This window comes from Empedobacter sp. UBA2044, assembly GCF_002333005.1.
In the GTDB taxonomy this organism is placed as follows: Bacteria; Bacteroidota; Bacteroidia; order Flavobacteriales; family Weeksellaceae; genus Empedobacter; species Empedobacter falsenii_B.
This window is the reverse complement of sequence record NZ_DDBA01000066.1, coordinates 426-17,116: the sequence shown is the minus strand read 5'-3', so window position 1 is coordinate 17,116 and position 16,691 is coordinate 426. Positions and strand designations below refer to the sequence as shown.

14 protein-coding genes and 1 pseudogene are annotated in these 16,691 nt (G+C 32.5%); 8 read left to right on the top strand and 7 right to left on the bottom strand.

Annotated features, from left to right (window positions below):
* Window positions 1–101 precede the first annotated feature (101 nt).
* A complete protein-coding gene (locus tag B4E59_RS11735) occupies window positions 102–1,163 on the bottom strand; it encodes an acyl-CoA reductase (protein WP_286495367.1) in 1,062 nt (353 codons plus the stop codon).
* Window positions 1,164–1,225: 62 nt separating this feature from the next.
* Between B4E59_RS11735 and B4E59_RS11730 the strand changes: the two genes are divergently transcribed.
* On the top strand, window positions 1,226–1,576 hold the full coding sequence (locus tag B4E59_RS11730) for a 4Fe-4S dicluster domain-containing protein (RefSeq protein ID WP_114999046.1): 351 nt from the start codon (window positions 1,226–1,228) through the stop codon (window positions 1,574–1,576).
* Window positions 1,577–1,781: 205 nt separating this feature from the next.
* On the opposite strand, the gene gldG is transcribed toward B4E59_RS11730, so the two are convergent.
* Genes gldG through B4E59_RS11710 form a run of 4 tightly spaced genes read right to left on the bottom strand, consistent with a single transcriptional unit; the run spans window position 1,782 to window position 5,612 of the window.
* Window positions 1,782–3,449: a gliding motility-associated ABC transporter substrate-binding protein GldG gene (gene gldG, locus B4E59_RS11725; RefSeq protein WP_291053160.1), complete on the bottom strand. Its 1,668-nt coding sequence runs from the start codon at window positions 3,447–3,449 to the stop codon at window positions 1,782–1,784.
* Between the two features lie 4 nt (window positions 3,450–3,453).
* A complete protein-coding gene (locus B4E59_RS11720; RefSeq protein ID WP_219034141.1) occupies window positions 3,454–4,182 on the bottom strand; it encodes an ABC transporter permease subunit in 729 nt (242 codons plus the stop codon).
* Window position 4,183: 1 nt separating this feature from the next.
* A complete protein-coding gene (locus B4E59_RS11715; RefSeq protein WP_114999049.1) occupies window positions 4,184–4,729 on the bottom strand; it encodes a CopD family protein in 546 nt (181 codons plus the stop codon).
* 40 nt (window positions 4,730–4,769) lie between these two features.
* On the bottom strand, window positions 4,770–5,612 hold the full coding sequence (locus B4E59_RS11710) for an SAM hydrolase/SAM-dependent halogenase family protein (RefSeq protein ID WP_114999051.1): 843 nt from the start codon (window positions 5,610–5,612) through the stop codon (window positions 4,770–4,772).
* A gap of 76 nt (window positions 5,613–5,688) precedes the next feature.
* Here B4E59_RS11710 and B4E59_RS11705 point away from each other — a divergent pair, with 76 nt between their 5' ends.
* On the top strand, window positions 5,689–6,663 hold the full coding sequence (locus tag B4E59_RS11705) for a PhoH family protein (RefSeq protein WP_038337083.1): 975 nt from the start codon (window positions 5,689–5,691) through the stop codon (window positions 6,661–6,663).
* Window positions 6,664–6,730: 67 nt separating this feature from the next.
* Here B4E59_RS11705 and B4E59_RS11700 read toward each other — a convergent pair whose 3' ends face one another.
* Window positions 6,731–6,904, bottom strand: a complete 174-nt coding sequence (locus B4E59_RS11700; protein ID WP_280037895.1) for a hypothetical protein — start codon at window positions 6,902–6,904, stop codon at window positions 6,731–6,733.
* A 205-nt stretch (window positions 6,905–7,109) separates the two neighbouring features.
* Here B4E59_RS11700 and B4E59_RS11695 point away from each other — a divergent pair, with 205 nt between their 5' ends.
* Window positions 7,110–10,043, top strand: a complete 2,934-nt coding sequence (locus tag B4E59_RS11695) for a DUF2135 domain-containing protein (protein WP_291053152.1) — start codon at window positions 7,110–7,112, stop codon at window positions 10,041–10,043.
* A 79-nt stretch (window positions 10,044–10,122) separates the two neighbouring features.
* Here the strand turns inward: B4E59_RS11695 and B4E59_RS11690 are convergent, their stop codons facing one another.
* The gene (locus tag B4E59_RS11690) at window positions 10,123–11,649 is read right to left on the bottom strand and encodes a YifB family Mg chelatase-like AAA ATPase (protein WP_114999055.1); all 1,527 of its coding nucleotides are present in this window, start codon (window positions 11,647–11,649) and stop codon (window positions 10,123–10,125) included.
* A 107-nt stretch (window positions 11,650–11,756) separates the two neighbouring features.
* On the opposite strand from B4E59_RS11690, the gene B4E59_RS11685 reads away from it, so the two are divergent.
* The 5 genes and pseudogenes from B4E59_RS11685 to B4E59_RS14705 all read left to right on the top strand — a co-directional run.
* Window positions 11,757–12,230, top strand: a complete 474-nt coding sequence (locus B4E59_RS11685; RefSeq protein ID WP_038337075.1) for a cytidine deaminase — start codon at window positions 11,757–11,759, stop codon at window positions 12,228–12,230.
* Window positions 12,231–12,286: 56 nt separating this feature from the next.
* Complete coding sequence (gene pdhA / locus B4E59_RS11680) at window positions 12,287–13,291, top strand: pyruvate dehydrogenase (acetyl-transferring) E1 component subunit alpha (RefSeq protein WP_114999057.1); 1,005 nt, start codon at window positions 12,287–12,289, stop codon at window positions 13,289–13,291.
* A gap of 5 nt (window positions 13,292–13,296) precedes the next feature.
* Complete coding sequence (locus B4E59_RS11675) at window positions 13,297–14,901, top strand: dihydrolipoamide acetyltransferase family protein (RefSeq protein WP_291053147.1); 1,605 nt, start codon at window positions 13,297–13,299, stop codon at window positions 14,899–14,901.
* Window positions 14,902–15,004: 103 nt separating this feature from the next.
* On the top strand, window positions 15,005–15,946 hold the full coding sequence (locus B4E59_RS11670) for a YihY/virulence factor BrkB family protein (RefSeq protein ID WP_038337079.1): 942 nt from the start codon (window positions 15,005–15,007) through the stop codon (window positions 15,944–15,946).
* 506 nt (window positions 15,947–16,452) lie between these two features.
* Window positions 16,453–16,691, top strand: a pseudogene (locus tag B4E59_RS14705) (IS982 family transposase); the annotation flags it as partial.

The following is a 16,691-nucleotide window of genomic DNA, read 5'->3' as shown; positions in this document are numbered from 1 at the left end:
ATTCTCTTTTTGTTTATTTATAATTTGACTGTGATGTTGAAACGAGTTCAACAAGACATATTAATTGTTTTTAATAAGTATAAATTTTAGCTTTCTAATATTTATAACTCCGCCAAAAATTTCAGCGTATCAATATTATCGGCATAATCAGTTAATTTCGGGAATTGAGTTTGCCCAAATTCAACATAATTCGAATTGTCTTTCATATCGTTTCCAACCACGCATTGTATTTGATTCTCATTTTCGATCAAATAATTTTTTACATCATTCACATCTTCATAAACTTCAAAATTTACAACTGCAATAGGAGAATGTAAAGCTGTATCTTTTTTCATTAGAACAAAATTATTGTCTAAAAATTCATCTTTTCCTAACAAAAATATTGCACGATTGTAATCGTAATTATTTGCATATTTAGGATGATTAATCACATCGCCCCATGAAAAAATAGCTTCGAATATTTTTGGTAATTGCGCTTCATCTTTTACATAAAGTTTCGTCACATTTCGGCAACCTAATCCAAAATAAATAAATATGTCGTTACCCAATTTTTTCAACTCTTCATCAGTTTCCGAACCATTTAATACAGCAACTGAAGTTCTATTTTTACGAATAATGTTAGGAACTTTACCAAAATATTGTTCAAAATAGCGTGCCGTATTATTACTTCCAGTTGCAATAACTGCATCAAAATTTTCTAATCGTTCAACAGTTTGAATAATCGATTTGAAATTTTCATCAATCGAATACAAATATTTTATCGCTAATTTGATTAATTTATCATCTTTAGACGAAGTTTTAATCAACGAATTATTTCCAGAAATAACAACAGAAAGTAAATCATGAAAACCAACCAAAGGTAAATTCCCAGCCATGATAATTCCGACATTTTTTTGCGTTTCAGCAAAAGGATAATCTTTCGACCAAGCCAATAAATTTTCTTCCGTTAAAGCTTCTGCCCAACTTTTCAAGGCTAACGTAATATTATCTTTTGTAAACCAATTGTTGTAGGCTTCTGCATCGCTCACTGCATATTCAGCTTCTTCTTTCCAATTCTCGAATTTTTCTGTCAGTTCTGTGTCTTTAATCGAATCATTATTTATAATAAAATTAAAAAACTGCCCCAATTCGTTAAATGCTGAAATCCTTTGTTCAAATGTCATTTTTTCTGAAAATTAAATGTAATTTTGTAGTTGCAAATGTAGGAAATAAAAAAACAGATACAATGGCTATAATTATTACAGATGAATGTATAAATTGTGGAGCTTGTGAGCCAGAATGTCCAAATAACGCGATTTATGAAGCTGCGGTAGATTGGAAATATTCTGATGGAACTTCTCTTAGCGGAACAATTGTAAACGTAGACGGCGCAACTTTTGACGCTGATGCGGTGCAAGATCCTGTGAGTGATGAGGTTTATTACATTGTTCCCGATAAATGTACTGAATGTAAAGGTTTCCACGAAGAACCACAATGTGCGGCAGTTTGTCCGGTGGATTGTTGTGTGCCTGATGATAACCACGTAGAAAGCGAAGAGCGCCTTTTGAGTAAAAAAGCGTTTATGCACTTAGAGTAAAATCGTCACAACTTTACATATAAAAACCTCTCAGAATTTGAGAGGTTTTTTAGTTTTTGGGCAATCCCTTCGGGCGGGCTTTTCGTTCCAATCTTTTTCTCAAACTTCGACTTCGCTCAGTTATCAAAAAAGGATTTCCACTTCAATCCCTATTGCATTTTATTAATTTTCGAAACTCGAAACTCGAGCTTCGAAATTCGTTTTTTTAAGAATATCTTCTCTTTCTAATCCAAAATCCAATTCCAGCCAATAAACCAATAATAGCAGTTGGAACAAGTAAATTAATCATTTGCCAAGTCGATTTTTCTTGTAAAACAGTTGTTTCACTTAACAACGGAATTTCTAATTTACGATTGCGTAAAGCCAAGAAATCAGTATCACCTAATAAATAATCCATTGCATTCATTATAAATGTTTGGTTGGCGTATGTTTTCGGTTTTCCATCTGGATTATCTGGACGAACCGAAAATTTATTTTCTCCTAATTGCATTGGAATTCCTCTCCATAAAGCATTTTTTAAAACATCTCCGTCCGAAATGACAATCATTTTACCATCGGTAGTTTTTGGCTTGAAATTCGGAAATTCTTTACGTTCGTAACGCGAAGCATAAGCCGAATTGAAATTACCTTCTAACAAAACTGCCATCGGAATTTTACCCATTTTATATTCTTCAGGATTTTCGATTTCTACTTCGTTTAATTGAATATAATTTAAAGCAGGTTTCAAACTTGTTTGTTCAGAAGAACTCAACAAAACGGTTTGTTTAATATTTGGATTTTTTAATAACTCGATTGGATTCGCAAATTGAAATAAAACATGATCGATCGAACTTGTAATTGGGTTTTCTTCACCTTTAATTCCTAATTCAAAATAAGGCCAATTGTAATAATTGTAACTTGTATTTCCTGCAGTTTCACCATCAGCCAAAACAATTTGCGCCCCATTCATATCCTTGATAACAGCTGGATGAATACGAACACCATAATTGAATAAGAAATCATTTAACTTCAAATCTCTTGGAAAAGCAACGATTTTTCCACTTCGGAAAATAGAATCCATTTCAGCATCGACAGTTTCCACAGCCATCATCATTTTTCCACCATTCATGATATATTGATCCAAAACCAATTTATCCATATCAGAAAAAGGTAATGTAGGTTTTGCGATAATTAAGGCGTCAAAACGTTTCAAACTATCCAAATCAGAAGGTTGTAAAGTAAACGATTTGTTTGCTATTGGATTAAGGTAGATCTCAACATCATATTTTTCTGACAAAGCAGAACCTAATCCTTGAATATTTACTTCTGGTAATTCGTCATGATGAACGATAAAACCAACTCTTTTGCGCTCAAAATTGGTTGATTTCTGAATTTTTTCTGCAAATAAATATTCTAATTTTTCAGTAGATGCTAATGCTAATTTTTCAAATGGAGTAGAAGGGTCATTCACTAAAACCTCCATATAAGTCGATTTGTCACCGTAAGTTAATTTTGCATACGGATAAACATTCAAAATTCCTTTGTCTGTTTTAATTGGAACTGGAGCTAATTTATTTTGCTCTAATTCGGCTTGTCCTAAATCGACAGGATCAACAAAAGAATAAGAAATATTACTATTTTTTTCGCGAAGTTCGTCTAATAAAAATTGAATTTCGTTCTTCAAAATTCTGTAATCACCTGTTAAATCTCCACCCAAAAGAATTTCAATTTTAAGCGGTTGTTTTACATTTTCTACTAACTTTTCGGTTGTAGAAGTTAACGTAAAACGTTTGTCTTTTGTCATGTCAATTCGCGTATAAAAAAATTGAGCAATGATAAAAAGCGCGATAAATGCGATGAAAGTAATTAGATGTTTTTTGTTTAATTTTTTCATGGCACTATTTTTTATTTTCAAGATTAACAATTGAAATTTGATTCAAGATTCCAATCAAAATCAAAAAGTAAAGTAAATCTCGTGTGTCAATAATTCCTTTCAAAAACTGGTTGTAATGTGTAAAACTTCCAATTTTTTGAACATAGAAATCCATCGAACCAAGTAAATTATATGACGCTAAACTTTCGAATCCATAAAAAATAATGAAGCAAAAGAAAACCGCCAAAACATAAGCCATTACTTGATTTTTGGTAATAGATGAAGTAAATAAACCAATTGCGGCGAATAAACTTCCTAGAAAGAAAAGTCCTAAATAACCAGAAAAAATTGTTCCGTAATCTAATTCTTGTTCGGGCATCAAAAATTCTTGCAACGTAATAGTGAACAAGAAAGTTGAAAGTAAACAAAAAACAACAACTGAAACGACTGCTAAATATTTGCCCCAAATAATTTGGTTATTTTTTATAGGTAGTGTGAATAACCACAATAGTGTTCCGTTTGCTTGCTCTTCTGCGATTAATTTCATCGTTAAAGCTGGAATCATGAATAGAAAAATCCAAGGTCCAACAAAGAAAAAACTACTTAAAGAAGCATTTCCAGTATTGAAAACATTGAATTCGTTATCAAAAAACCAAAGGAACAAAACCGAAACGATAACAAATGTTGCGGTTGCTAAATAAGCGTTGAAGCCTAAATAAAAATTGGAAAACTCTTTTTTGAAGATTGTCCACATGTTATTTTTTATTATTACGATTAATTAAACGCACAATAAGCATAAGTAGTATACCACAACCAAAGAAACTGACAATCGACCAATACCAATTTTGACCAAAATCTGTTTTTTGAATCACAGCAAACACGATAACAAATAATAAAATAGTCGCCAATTCGTTCATCATTCGCAATTGAACAGAAGTGTATTTGAAAACTTTATTTTGGATTTGTTTCAACGTTCGCCAGCACCAAAAATGATAAATTAATAAAACACTTATCATTCCTAATTTACTTTTCATCCACGGCATTTGTAATAAACCTTGATTTTTGTAAAGCATATTCAATCCCATTGTAATCAAAATAACCAAAGCAGGAGCGGTAATTACATTCCATAATTTTTTCTCCATGTAGGTATATTGATCCTGCAAAATTGATTTTTTTGGTTCTTCCATTTGTTGCGTTTCTGTATGATAAATCATCAAACGAACAATGTAAAATAAACCAGCAAAGTAACTTACCACGAAGATAACGTGTATTGCTTTGTATATTAAATAATTATAAGTCATATAGTTATTGTAAACTCTCTAATACTAAATTTTCTCAGCGTTAATTTTCAAATTCAATTGTAATTGTATCGTTTTTCTTTAATCCCATTAACTGATTTGCACCTCCTGATATTGTTGGATTACTCTTGTATAAAGTAACTTCTAAAAATCCTGCCGAATTAAACAAACACAATGTTCGTCCAAAAGCTTGCACTTCTTTGTTAAAATCTTGTACAACTTCGTTGTAATGCTCATAAATAACAGTAATATCGGTCATCGAGAAATCTTTCTGACGAAGCAAAATTTTATATTTTCTGTCTTGTGCAATTTCATCGAAAAAATCTTTCGAAATATTACTCACAACATTTCCAAAATGATCAATATAAATTACATTTCCTATGATATATTTATCATCGCGATAAATTGGTTTCAACTCATTCAATTGTTTCATTTCGGTACGTTTGTTCCCTAAAAGAGCAGGAACTCCGCCGCGCGCCAAGTGACATGCAACTGGTACAAAACAATTTTTCATTGGAAATAAACTGTCTATTCCTTCTGGATAAGCAGTGATTTCGTAAATTTCTTCTGGTTGATTTTTTTGGCAAATCAAGGATAAAATTCCATTATCTGCACAAATAAAATAATGATGATTGATTAATGCACAAATCGGCTTCTGATAAGGCGTACTTAAGGCATTAATTCCAATAATATGTATAGTTCCGTCGGGAAATTCTTCGTAAGAATTACGAATGATATAGGCAGCTTCAGATAAATCATAGGGATTAACATGATGCGAAATATCTACAATTGTAACATCGGCCAATTCTTTTAGAATTGCGCCTTTAACGCTAGAAACAAAGTAATCTTTGACTCCAAAATCCGATGTTAATGTAATAATTGCCACTATTCTCTAATAATTAGCAAATATATTGTTTATTATTCTTTATTTTTGTGTAAGTGAACCAAAAAAACAATCTCATTTGACAGAAATTAATATTGAATTAGCCGAAATTAATGCTCAAGATTTTTATGGTGCTAATAATGAACATCTAAAAAGAATCAAAGAATATTATCCAAAATTAAAGATTGTTGCTCGCGGAAGAGAGTTAACAGTATTTGGAAATGAAGATGTTCTGAAAGTATTTGACCAAAAAATGCAACGAGTAATTCAGCATATTCACAAATACAATCGACTATCTGATCGCGAACTCGAAATCATTATGACCGAAGATAATAATGAAATGCTTCAAATGAAAAAAGAAGACGAAATTATTGTACACGGTGTAAATGGTAAAATCATCAAACCTCAAACGCCTAATCAACAAAAGCTGGTACAAACTGTTTACAACAAAGACATGGTGTTTGCAATTGGGCCTGCTGGAACGGGAAAAACTTATACTGCTGTTGCGTTGGCGGTACAAGCGTTAAAGAACAAAGAAGTTCGCCGAATTATTATGACACGTCCTGCCGTAGAAGCTGGCGAGAATTTAGGTTTTTTACCAGGTGATATGAAAGATAAATTAGATCCATATTTACAACCTTTGTATGATGCGTTGAAAGATATGATTCCGTTCGAGAAACTTTCGTCTTATACCGAAAAAGGAGTGATAGAAGTAGCGCCTTTAGCATTTATGCGTGGTCGAACATTGGACGGAGCTTTTGTAATTCTTGATGAAGCGCAAAACACAACCTATGCTCAGATGAAAATGTTTTTGACGCGTATGGGAAAAAATTCTAAGTTTATTATCACAGGAGATCCTGGTCAGGTCGATTTACCACCAAAACAAAAATCTGGTTTACGTGAAGCGATTAATATATTGAAAGATGTAAAAGATATCGGATTTATTTATTTGGATGATAAAGATGTTGTTCGACACAAAATTGTTCGCGAAGTCTTGAAAGCTTACAAAGTGAGTGAAGATAAAGAGCGAGAGAAAATAGATATTAAAAAATAAATCAAAAAGCCAATTGTTTCTAAGAGCAATTGGCTTTTCGATTTAATATTTATGGCAGAATATTAAATTATTCTTTTAGTGGATTAGTTTTTAAAGTAAAACCTAAAATGTTAAATACTAATCCTATTGGCAAAATCATTCCTGCAATTAAGCTCATTCTATTAGAATCAGAAAATTCTAAGATTAATAAAATTGAAGTTAATATTAAAACTAATCCCGTTATATATAATATATTTTTCATTTTATTATAAATTGTAATTCAATCAAATATAATGATTTATTTCTAATTTTTGTAAAAAATATTCAATTCTAAAATCAAGTAAATGTCATTCCAACAAAAGGGGAAATCTAAAATAAACTTATAACTAACAACTCAACACTTAAAACTTTTTCACATCAACCAACCTTTTTGTAATTTGTTGCATCTAACTTACAAATCAAACAATATGAAAAAGTTATTTTCTTTTTTCTTCGTTTTTGTTGGAATGTTTTTTTCTACAAAAATAAATGCGCAAGATATTCGAATCGGATTTCCGCGTATCGAAATCGGTGAACGCCCAGACGAAAATTCTGTGAGTTTGCAATCGATGGATGTACAAATTGAGATTTTTGGAAATTTAGCCAAAACGACAACAACTTTAGTTTTTATGAATTCGTCAAGTCGAAATCTCGAAGGGAATTTAGTTTTTCCTTTGCCCGAAAACACGACGGTTAATGGATATGCAATTGATATTAATGGAAAATTGCGAAATGCAGTTCCCGTTACAAAAGCGCGTGCGGTTGAGGTTTTTGAAAGTATTCAGAAGCAAAATGTCGATCCTGGAATTATCGAAAAAGTAGAAGGAAATAATTTCCGAACTCGAATTTCTCCGATTCCAGCAAAAGGTTCGCGTACGATTCAGTTGTCATATTACCAAGAATTGAAATTGGATAAATCGTCGTATCAATATCATTTGCCATTAGATTCTTCGAAGAAGATTGCGAAGTTTAATTTGACAACAAAAGTGTACAATGCTGCTGAAAAACCGCAATTAATTGAAACGCCAGATGGCTCGTTCAATTTTTCTGAAAATAGTAATATATATGAAGCAAATTTGTCGAAAACAGATTTTACACCTAAAAAATCATTAATTATTAATCTTCCAAAATCGCCGAATAATGTAGAATCTTTTGTTCAGAAAAATGTAGATGGTTCGGTTTATTTTTATGCGAATTTATTGGTTGATGCAAAATCTCAACCAAAAGTTTGGTCAAAAAATATCGGAATAATTTGGGATAATTCGTTAAGTGGTTTGAAACGAAATCATCAAAAAGAATTAGAATTTTTAGATAAAATTATTTCTCAACAAAAAAATCTAAATATTGAAGTTTCGTTGTTGAATATTTCTTTGGAAAAATCGAGATTGTTTCAAATTAAAAATGGTGATTGGTCTGAATTGAAAAAATATTTGGAAAATGTGACATATGATGGAGGAACAAATTATGCAAAAATTCTTCCAACAAATCTGAAAGCAGACGAATATCTTTTGTTTTCGGATGGAATTTCATCTTTTGGCTCGAATATTTTTAATATCGATAAATCTTTCTATACAATTGCGTCTTCGCCGACTTCTAATTATGGTGTTTTGAAAATGATTGCGCAAAAAGTTGGAGGAAAATTTATCAATCTAAATGAAAATTCTGTAGAAAATGCGTTCAAACAAATCAACGAAAGTTCGGTTCAATTCTTAGGAATTATCAATAATACAGCGGGAGAAGTTTACCCAATTTCGACAAATGATGTGAACAATGGAATTTCGATTTCGGGAATTTCTCAATATCCAAATGCAAAATTAATGATGATGTTTGGACGAAACGGAAAAGTGGAATTCAATAAAGAATTGGATTTGAGTAAAGCAACTCAAAATCTTGAAATTAGTAAAATTTGGGCGCAAAGTAAAGTGAATTATTTAGAACTGAATCTAGAACAATATAAAACAGAAATTGAAGAAATTGGAAAACAATTTTCGATTGTAACGTCGAACACAAGTTTGATTGTTTTGGAAAATGTTTCGGATTATGTAAAGTATAAAATCAATCCACCAGCGGAATTGCAAAGTGAATTTAATAAATTATCGAAACAAGGTTTTGAACAAAATGAAACTCGAAAAGCTGATTTGTTGAAAAATGCAATTGCGAAAGCAAAGGAATTGAAAGAATGGTGGAAGAAAGATTTTAAATATATAAAACCAAAATATCCAAAACCTGTTGGGGATTCTACAACTTATTTAGAAGAGACTGTACAAGTGAATATGGTAATGCCAGAGCCTAGAACAACAGCTGTAATGGAGATGGAATCTAGTGCAGAACAAGCTATGGTAGTTACAGCAAATGGAGTGAGAAGAGAATCGAGAAGTTTAGGTTATGCTTCGGCTAATTTTGTTGCAGATAAAAAAATGAAGGATGAATCATCAGCTTCGGTTCCGGAAATTAAAATAGTCAATGTAAAATCGGATAAAGAATACATGAAGTTGATAGAAGCGTCTAAAAATCCATATCAAACTTATTTAGATTTGAGAAAAGATTATGCCGAAACGCCTGCTTATTATTTTGATGTGGCAACATTTTTCTTTCAGAAAAAAGAAAAAGAAACTGGTCTTAAAATTTTAAGCTCGATTGCAGATCTAGGTTTAGAAGATGCAGAATTGTATAAAATGTTAGCATACAAATTGAAAGAAATTGAAGAATATCAAACCGAATTATTTATCACAAAAAAAGTCTTGGATTGGCGACCTTTTGATGCACAAAGTTATCGTGATTATGCCTTGGCGTTACAAGACAATGAGCAATATCAATCGGCTTTAGAGCATTTATATAAAGTATTGACCAACGATTATTCGATAGAAATTGCCAATCGTGATCGAGATATTACGGAGATTATTGTTCCTGAAGTTAATAATTTGATTTCGCTTCATCGAAAAGAATTGAATTTATCGAAAATTAATAAAGATATCATTGTTGATATTCCGGTTGATATTCGTGTGGTGATGAATTGGAATAAAGATATGACCGATATTGATTTGTGGGTGACGGATCCAAATGGCGAGAAATGTTTTTACGGACATCGTACAACTGCGATTGGTGGACGAATGAGTGAGGATGTGACGCAAGGTTTCGGACCAGAACAATTTATGTTAAAAAAAGCGATCAAAGGAAAATATAAAATAGAAACGAATTTTTTCGGAGAAAGACAAATGAGTATTTCAGGGCCAACAACTATTTCGGCAGAGATTTACTTGATGTATAGCTCAGGAAAACAAGTGAAGAAAATGATTACTTTCCAGAATAACAAGCCAAATTCTGGCGGCGAAGGAATTTTGGTTGGTGAATTTGAATTTTAGTAAATGGAAAAGGAATCTTGAAAGAGATTCCTTTTTTTTGCATAACGCATCATTCATCATTCATCATTAATAATTAAACTCACATCCACTGATTTCGATCCAAACTTCTATACTGAATAGCTTCACTAATATGTTTTGAAAGAATAGTTTCAGAATTATCTAAATCTGCAATTGTTCGTCCAACCCTAATAATTCGATCATACGCACGAGCAGAAAGATTTAATTTTTCCATAACAACTTTGATTAAATGCTTCGAATGATCATCTAAATCACAAAAAGTATCCAACTCTTTTGGTCCCATTTGCGAGTTGTAATGGACTTTTGTATTTTCAAATCGTTTGGTCTGGATATTTCTTGCATTAATGACACGTTCACGAATCACAGCACTTTTTTCGCCACGACGTTCTTGCGACAAATCATCAAACGGAACAGGATTCACTTCGATATGTAAATCAATTCGGTCCAAAAGTGGTCCAGAAATTTTATTCATATAACGTTGCATTTCCGCTAAAGAGGAAGTGTTGTTTGGATCATCCATAAAATAACCGCTCGGACTTGGATTCATAGAAGCTACTAACATAAAACTCGCAGGATAATTCACAGTGAATTTTGCCCTCGAAATTGTGACTTCTCGATCTTCCAAAGGTTGACGCATAACTTCTAAAACAGTTCGCTTAAATTCGGGTAATTCATCCAAAAACAAAACACCATTATGCGCCAAAGAAATTTCTCCAGGTTGTGGATAAGAACCACCGCCGACTAAGGCGACATCCGATATAGAATGATGTGGACTAGAAAAAGGACGACTTACAATTAATGATTTGTTAGATAATTTTCCAGCAACGCTATGAATTTTTGTTGTTTCGAGCGCTTCTTGTACGGTCATTTTCGGAAGAATTGAAGCAATTCGTTTGGCTAACATTGTTTTTCCACTTCCTGGAGGACCGATCAAAATAATGTTATGTCCTCCTGCAGCAGCGATTTCCATCGCACGTTTTACATTTTCTTGACCTTTTACATCAGCAAAATCGAAAGGATAATTATTCATTTCACTAAAAAAATAATCATCTAAATTAACTTGATGAGGTTGTAAAATGATTTCTTCGTTAAAATAATCAACAACTTCTCTGATGTTATTAACCGCAAAAACATCGATTCCTTCTACAACAGCTGCTTCGTCTGCATTTTGTTTGGGTAAAATAATTCCTTCGAAACCTTCTTCTTTTGCTTGTATTGCAATCGGCAATGCACCTTTTATAGGTCGAAGTGAACCATCTAGCGATAATTCGCCCATCATTATAAATTTATGGAGTTGTTCAGAATTTACTTGCTCCGAAGCTGCTAAAATTCCAATTGCGATTGGTAAATCATAGGCAGAACCTTCTTTTTGTAAATCTGCTGGCGCCATATTAATCGTGATTTTTTTACCAGGTAATTTCAAATTAGAATTTTTTAGTGCAGCATTTATCCTAAAATTACTTTCTTTTATTGCGCTATCGGGCAAACCAACCAAATGATACCCGACACCTTGATCAATATTAACTTCCACAATAATTGTTTTTGCGGAAACTCCGAAAATAGCACTTGCAAAAATTTTCACTAACATAAAATATTTTTTTATAAATTTACTTCCTTTTTCTATTGAATAAAATAGCTGAGAGGATTTAAGTATTTAATAATTAATTAAATAATACACTTTGGTGTAAATTCTATATGAAAAAAGAAAAATATTCTTTTGAATTTGAACGATTCGAGAGTAAATCTGAGCTTGCAGCAGAACAAAAAAAAGTAGTAGAAGAGGCTTATGATATTTCGTTGAATGCATATGCGCCTTATTCTAATTTCAATGTTGGTGCATCTGTTCAATTAGAAAATGGAGAAATTTTTTCGAGTTCAAATCAAGAAAATGCTTCGTATCCAGTCGGAACTTGTGCCGAAAGAGGTTTATTGGCTTATGTAAATGCAAACTTCCCAAATATTAAGATTGAAAAATTGGCTGTTTCTACGCCAAATGTCAATTATCCATTGCCTCCATGCGGGATGTGTCGACAATATATTTTAGAGATTGAAAAGAAACAATCGCAACCAATCGAAATTATTTTATCTGGAAAAGAAGGTGATGTTTTGGTGATAAATTCTGCTAAAGATTTGCTTCCATTACATTTTACTGACGAATTTTTAGGGTAGCAATTTTGTACACTAAATAGATTAGTTTAAATTTGTTCCAACGGAATTGTGCAATTATGGAAAAATTAACGCAAGAAACGTACCTACAATGGTATCGTGATATGACTTTTTGGCGTCGCTTCGAAGATAAGTGTCGTTCATTATATTTAAAGCAAAAAATTAGAGGTTTCTTACATTTATACAATGGTCAAGAAGCTTTACCAGCCGGTTTTATTCATGCAATGAAACCTGGTGTAGATCATGTGATTACTGCTTATCGTTGTCACGTTTGGCCTATGGCTTTGGGTGTAGACCCAAAACGTATTTTGGCTGAATTATGTGGTAAAGAAACAGGAACTTCTCATGGTTTAGGAGGATCTATGCACGTTTTCAGTAAAGAGCATAATTTTTATGGTGGACACGGAATCGTTGGTGGGCAAATTCCATTAGGAGCAGGAATCGCTTTTGGTGATAAATTCTTTAATCGCGATGGTGTTACAATCTGTTTAATGGGAGATGGCGCAACTCGTCAAGGTACATTACATGAAACATTTAACATGGCGATGAACTGGAAATTACCAGTTGTTTTTGTTTGCGAAAACAATCAATACGCTATGGGAACTTCTGTTTCTCGTACTGCTAACCACGAAGATATTTGGAAATTAGGTTTAGGATACGAAATGCCTTGTATGCCTGTAGATGGTATGGATCCTGTAAAAGTTGCAGAAGCAGCTTACGAAGCTATTGAAAGAGCGCGTCGTGGAGATGGACCAACTTTCTTAGATGTACGTACATATCGTTATAGAGGTCACTCTATGTCTGATGCTGAGCCTTATCGTACAAAAGAAGAGGTGGAAGAGTACAAACAAGAAGATCCAATCTTGAATGTTGAGAATCATATCTTAGTAAACAATTGGGCTACTAAAGAACAATTAGATGCAATTGTTGATGAAGTAAAAGTGATGGTAGAAGAATGTGCAGAATTTGCAGAAAACTCTAACTATCCAGAAGAACACGTAATGTATGATTATATCTATTCAGAAGAAAATTATCCATTCTTAGATAAAATCGAAAACAACTAAAAACCATGGCAGAAATTATTACAATGCCTCGCTTAAGCGATACAATGGAAGAAGGAACTGTTGTAAAATGGCACAAAAATGTAGGAGATAAAATTGCTGAGGGTGATATCTTAGCAGAAATCGAAACAGATAAAGCAATCCAAGAATTCGAATCAGAATTTGACGGAGTATTATTATATCAAGGTGTTGCAGAAGGTATATCAACAAATGTTGATGAAGTTTTAGCAATTATTGGAAATGAAGGAGAAGATATTTCAGGTTTAATTGGAGGTGGAGCAAAAGCAACTACCGAAGTTAAAGAAGAAAAATCAACTCCCAGCGAAACAAAAACAGAAGAAGCAAAACCTGCTGCAGAAATTCCTGCAAATGTGGAAGTAATTACAATGCCTCGTCTTTCTGATACAATGGAGGAAGGAACTGTAGTTGTTTGGCACAAAAATGTTGGAGATCAAGTTGCGGAAGGTGATATTTTAGCAGAAATTGAAACAGATAAAGCAGTGCAAGAATTCGAATCAGAATTTGATGGTGTTTTATTATATCAAGGTGCTAAAGTGAACGAGCCTGCGCCAGTAGATTCTGTTTTAGCAATTATTGGTGAAGCTGGTACTGATGTTTCTGCAATTGTAGCAAACGGAGGTAAAGTTGCTGCTCCAGCAGCTTCTACAGAAGTTGTTGATGACGAAAAACCAGTAGTTGTACAATTAGATGTAAATAATAAGGTTGAAGAAACTTCTTCTTCTGATCGTATTTTTGCATCTCCATTAGCAAAAACAATTGCAAAAGATAAAGGAATTAATTTAGCTGAGGTGAAAGGTTCTGGTGATAATGGACGTATAGTGAAAAAAGATATCGAAAATTATCAACCATCTGCTCAACCAAAAGCGGAAGCAAAATCTGAATCAGTTAAACCTGCTCAAACTTTTGTTTCTGGAGAAGATAAAGTGATTCCAAATTCTCAAATGAGAAAAGTTATCGCAAAACGTTTGGCTGAATCTAAATTTACAGCTCCTCATTATTATTTAAATGTTGAGTTGGATATGGATAACGCAATCGAAGCGCGTAAACAATTAAACTCTGTTCCAGATACTAAAATTTCGTTCAACGATATGGTTGTTAAAGCATGTGCTATGGCATTACGCAAACATCCAGCTGTAAATTCTACTTGGACAGATGCAGAAATTATTCAACACGGAGATATCAATATTGGTGTTGCAGTAGCTGTAGAAGATGGTTTATTGGTTCCTGTTGTTAAAAATACAGATCAAAAATCATTTGCTCAAATTTCTGCTGAGGTTAAAGATTATGCAGGTCGTGCAAGAGATCGCAAATTAAAAGCAGATGAAATGGAAAAATCAACATTCTCTGTTTCAAACTTAGGTATGTTTGGAATCGAATCATTCACATCGATTATCAATCAACCAAACTCTTGTATCCTATCAGTTGGTTCAATTATTCAAAAACCAGTTGTAAAAGACGGACAAGTTGTAGTTGGTAACACAATGAAATTATCTTTAGCTTGTGATCACAGAACAGTAGACGGAGCAACAGGTGCACAATTCTTACAAACATTAAGAATGTACATCGAAAATCCTGTTACAATGTTAGTGTAAGCTAAGATTTAATATATTTTTTTAAAGACCATTCATCGAATGGTCTTTTTTTTGTTATAGATTTTATGAATTTGTATCTTTAATCTCTAAAGTAATTAATTTAATGAAGCAACTAAAATTCTACTTTAATATTTTAAAACAGACAATTGTTGAATTTGGTGAGGACCGAATTATGAAATTGAGCGCTTCGTTAACTTATTACGCATTGTTTTCACTTTCACCATTAATTCTGATTGTAATTTCCAGTGCAAGTTTATTCTTTAAGAAAGATGCTATCGAAAACCGAATGTTTTATGAGCTTAAAAATATTGTTGGTCCAGATGTCGCTTTAGCTGTACAAAATTTTGTTACAAATTCTACCATTTCAGGAGATAGTTCGCTTGCTTTATATATAGGTATCGGAATTTTGATTTTTGGTTCTACAACAATGTTCACCGATATGCAAGATAGTCTCAATCTTATTTGGCGTGTCGAAGCAGTTCCTCGTAGAGCTTGGTTGAAATTTGTAATAAATAGAGGGCTTTCATTTTTGATTATCCTTTCATTAGGAATAGTTTTAATAGCAACAGTAATATTAAATAGTATATTAATGAGTTTTGGAGAAGAAATTTTCAGTCTTTTCGAACTCGATACCATTATGACGAAGACCACAGTTATTCTTCTTAATAATACATTGAGTATTTCAATCTCGATTTTGATATTTTATATTCTCTTCAAGATTCTTCCCGATGCACGTATCAAAGCAAAACAAGCTTTTGTAGGAGCGTTTTTTACGGCGATTCTATTCTTTATTGCAAAATATTTAATTGGTATTTATATCGCAAACTCCAAATATTCTACCATTTTTGGATCGGCAGGTTCGTTGGTTATTCTTTTGTTGTGGATTTATTATGTTGCAACAATTCTATATTTCGGCGCAAAATTCACAAAAGTATTTGCCGAAGCCAAAGGTTACCCTATTATTCCAAAACGAAATGCGAAGCTCAGAAAAGTATCGTTTATTGATTATCAACTCGATAAAAAAGATTATGAAAGTATAGATTAGTTACTAATTTATTTCGCTTCTCGAAACCTCTCCCGAGCCCATAACCCAAAAGTAGCCGCTGCCTATTTGTTTGATTCAGCAAATATTCACCGCCTAATCATTTCATACAGTGAAAATACAAAACTCGAGTGTAATGATTCACCATTTTTTTTCAACTCGAACTGTCAACAAAATTAAAACTCTTGAAAAACAATTGTACTTTTCGTCAGTTCGAGTGAAAATCTCTGATTTTAGTATCGGGAACTTAGACGAATTGCTGTCAACTTTCAACCGTCCAAAAAAAGTATTGTATACACTCTACTGCCACTATGTTGCCTTCATCCTGCCTTAAAGTAGGGAGTAAGCTGCAATTACGAATTGAGGATATGGCTGATTTTTTACAAAACTTAAATCAAAATTATGATTAAAAATATTAGTTTTACCCGTTGTGCATTTTGATTACTAAATAATAAAGTTGTTCATTTGATTGAAAATCAGTAAATTGTTTTAAGCACAAAACATTTACAATGAACAACTTACTTACAAATTATGAAAGAATATTATAAGTTCTACGAAAATATCCACAGATACACTTTTAATTTATCAACGTAGAAGACCTAAACTTTTTGATTTATAACTCATAAATCTTGTCTTAACAGCTAAATTTATGGGTATTGATAGTGAAAATCATTTATTTCGAAATCTTCCTAAAGCGCTAAGTTGTAAAATTGAGCGTAGTATTTACAATCGTAGAAAACGTAGATTA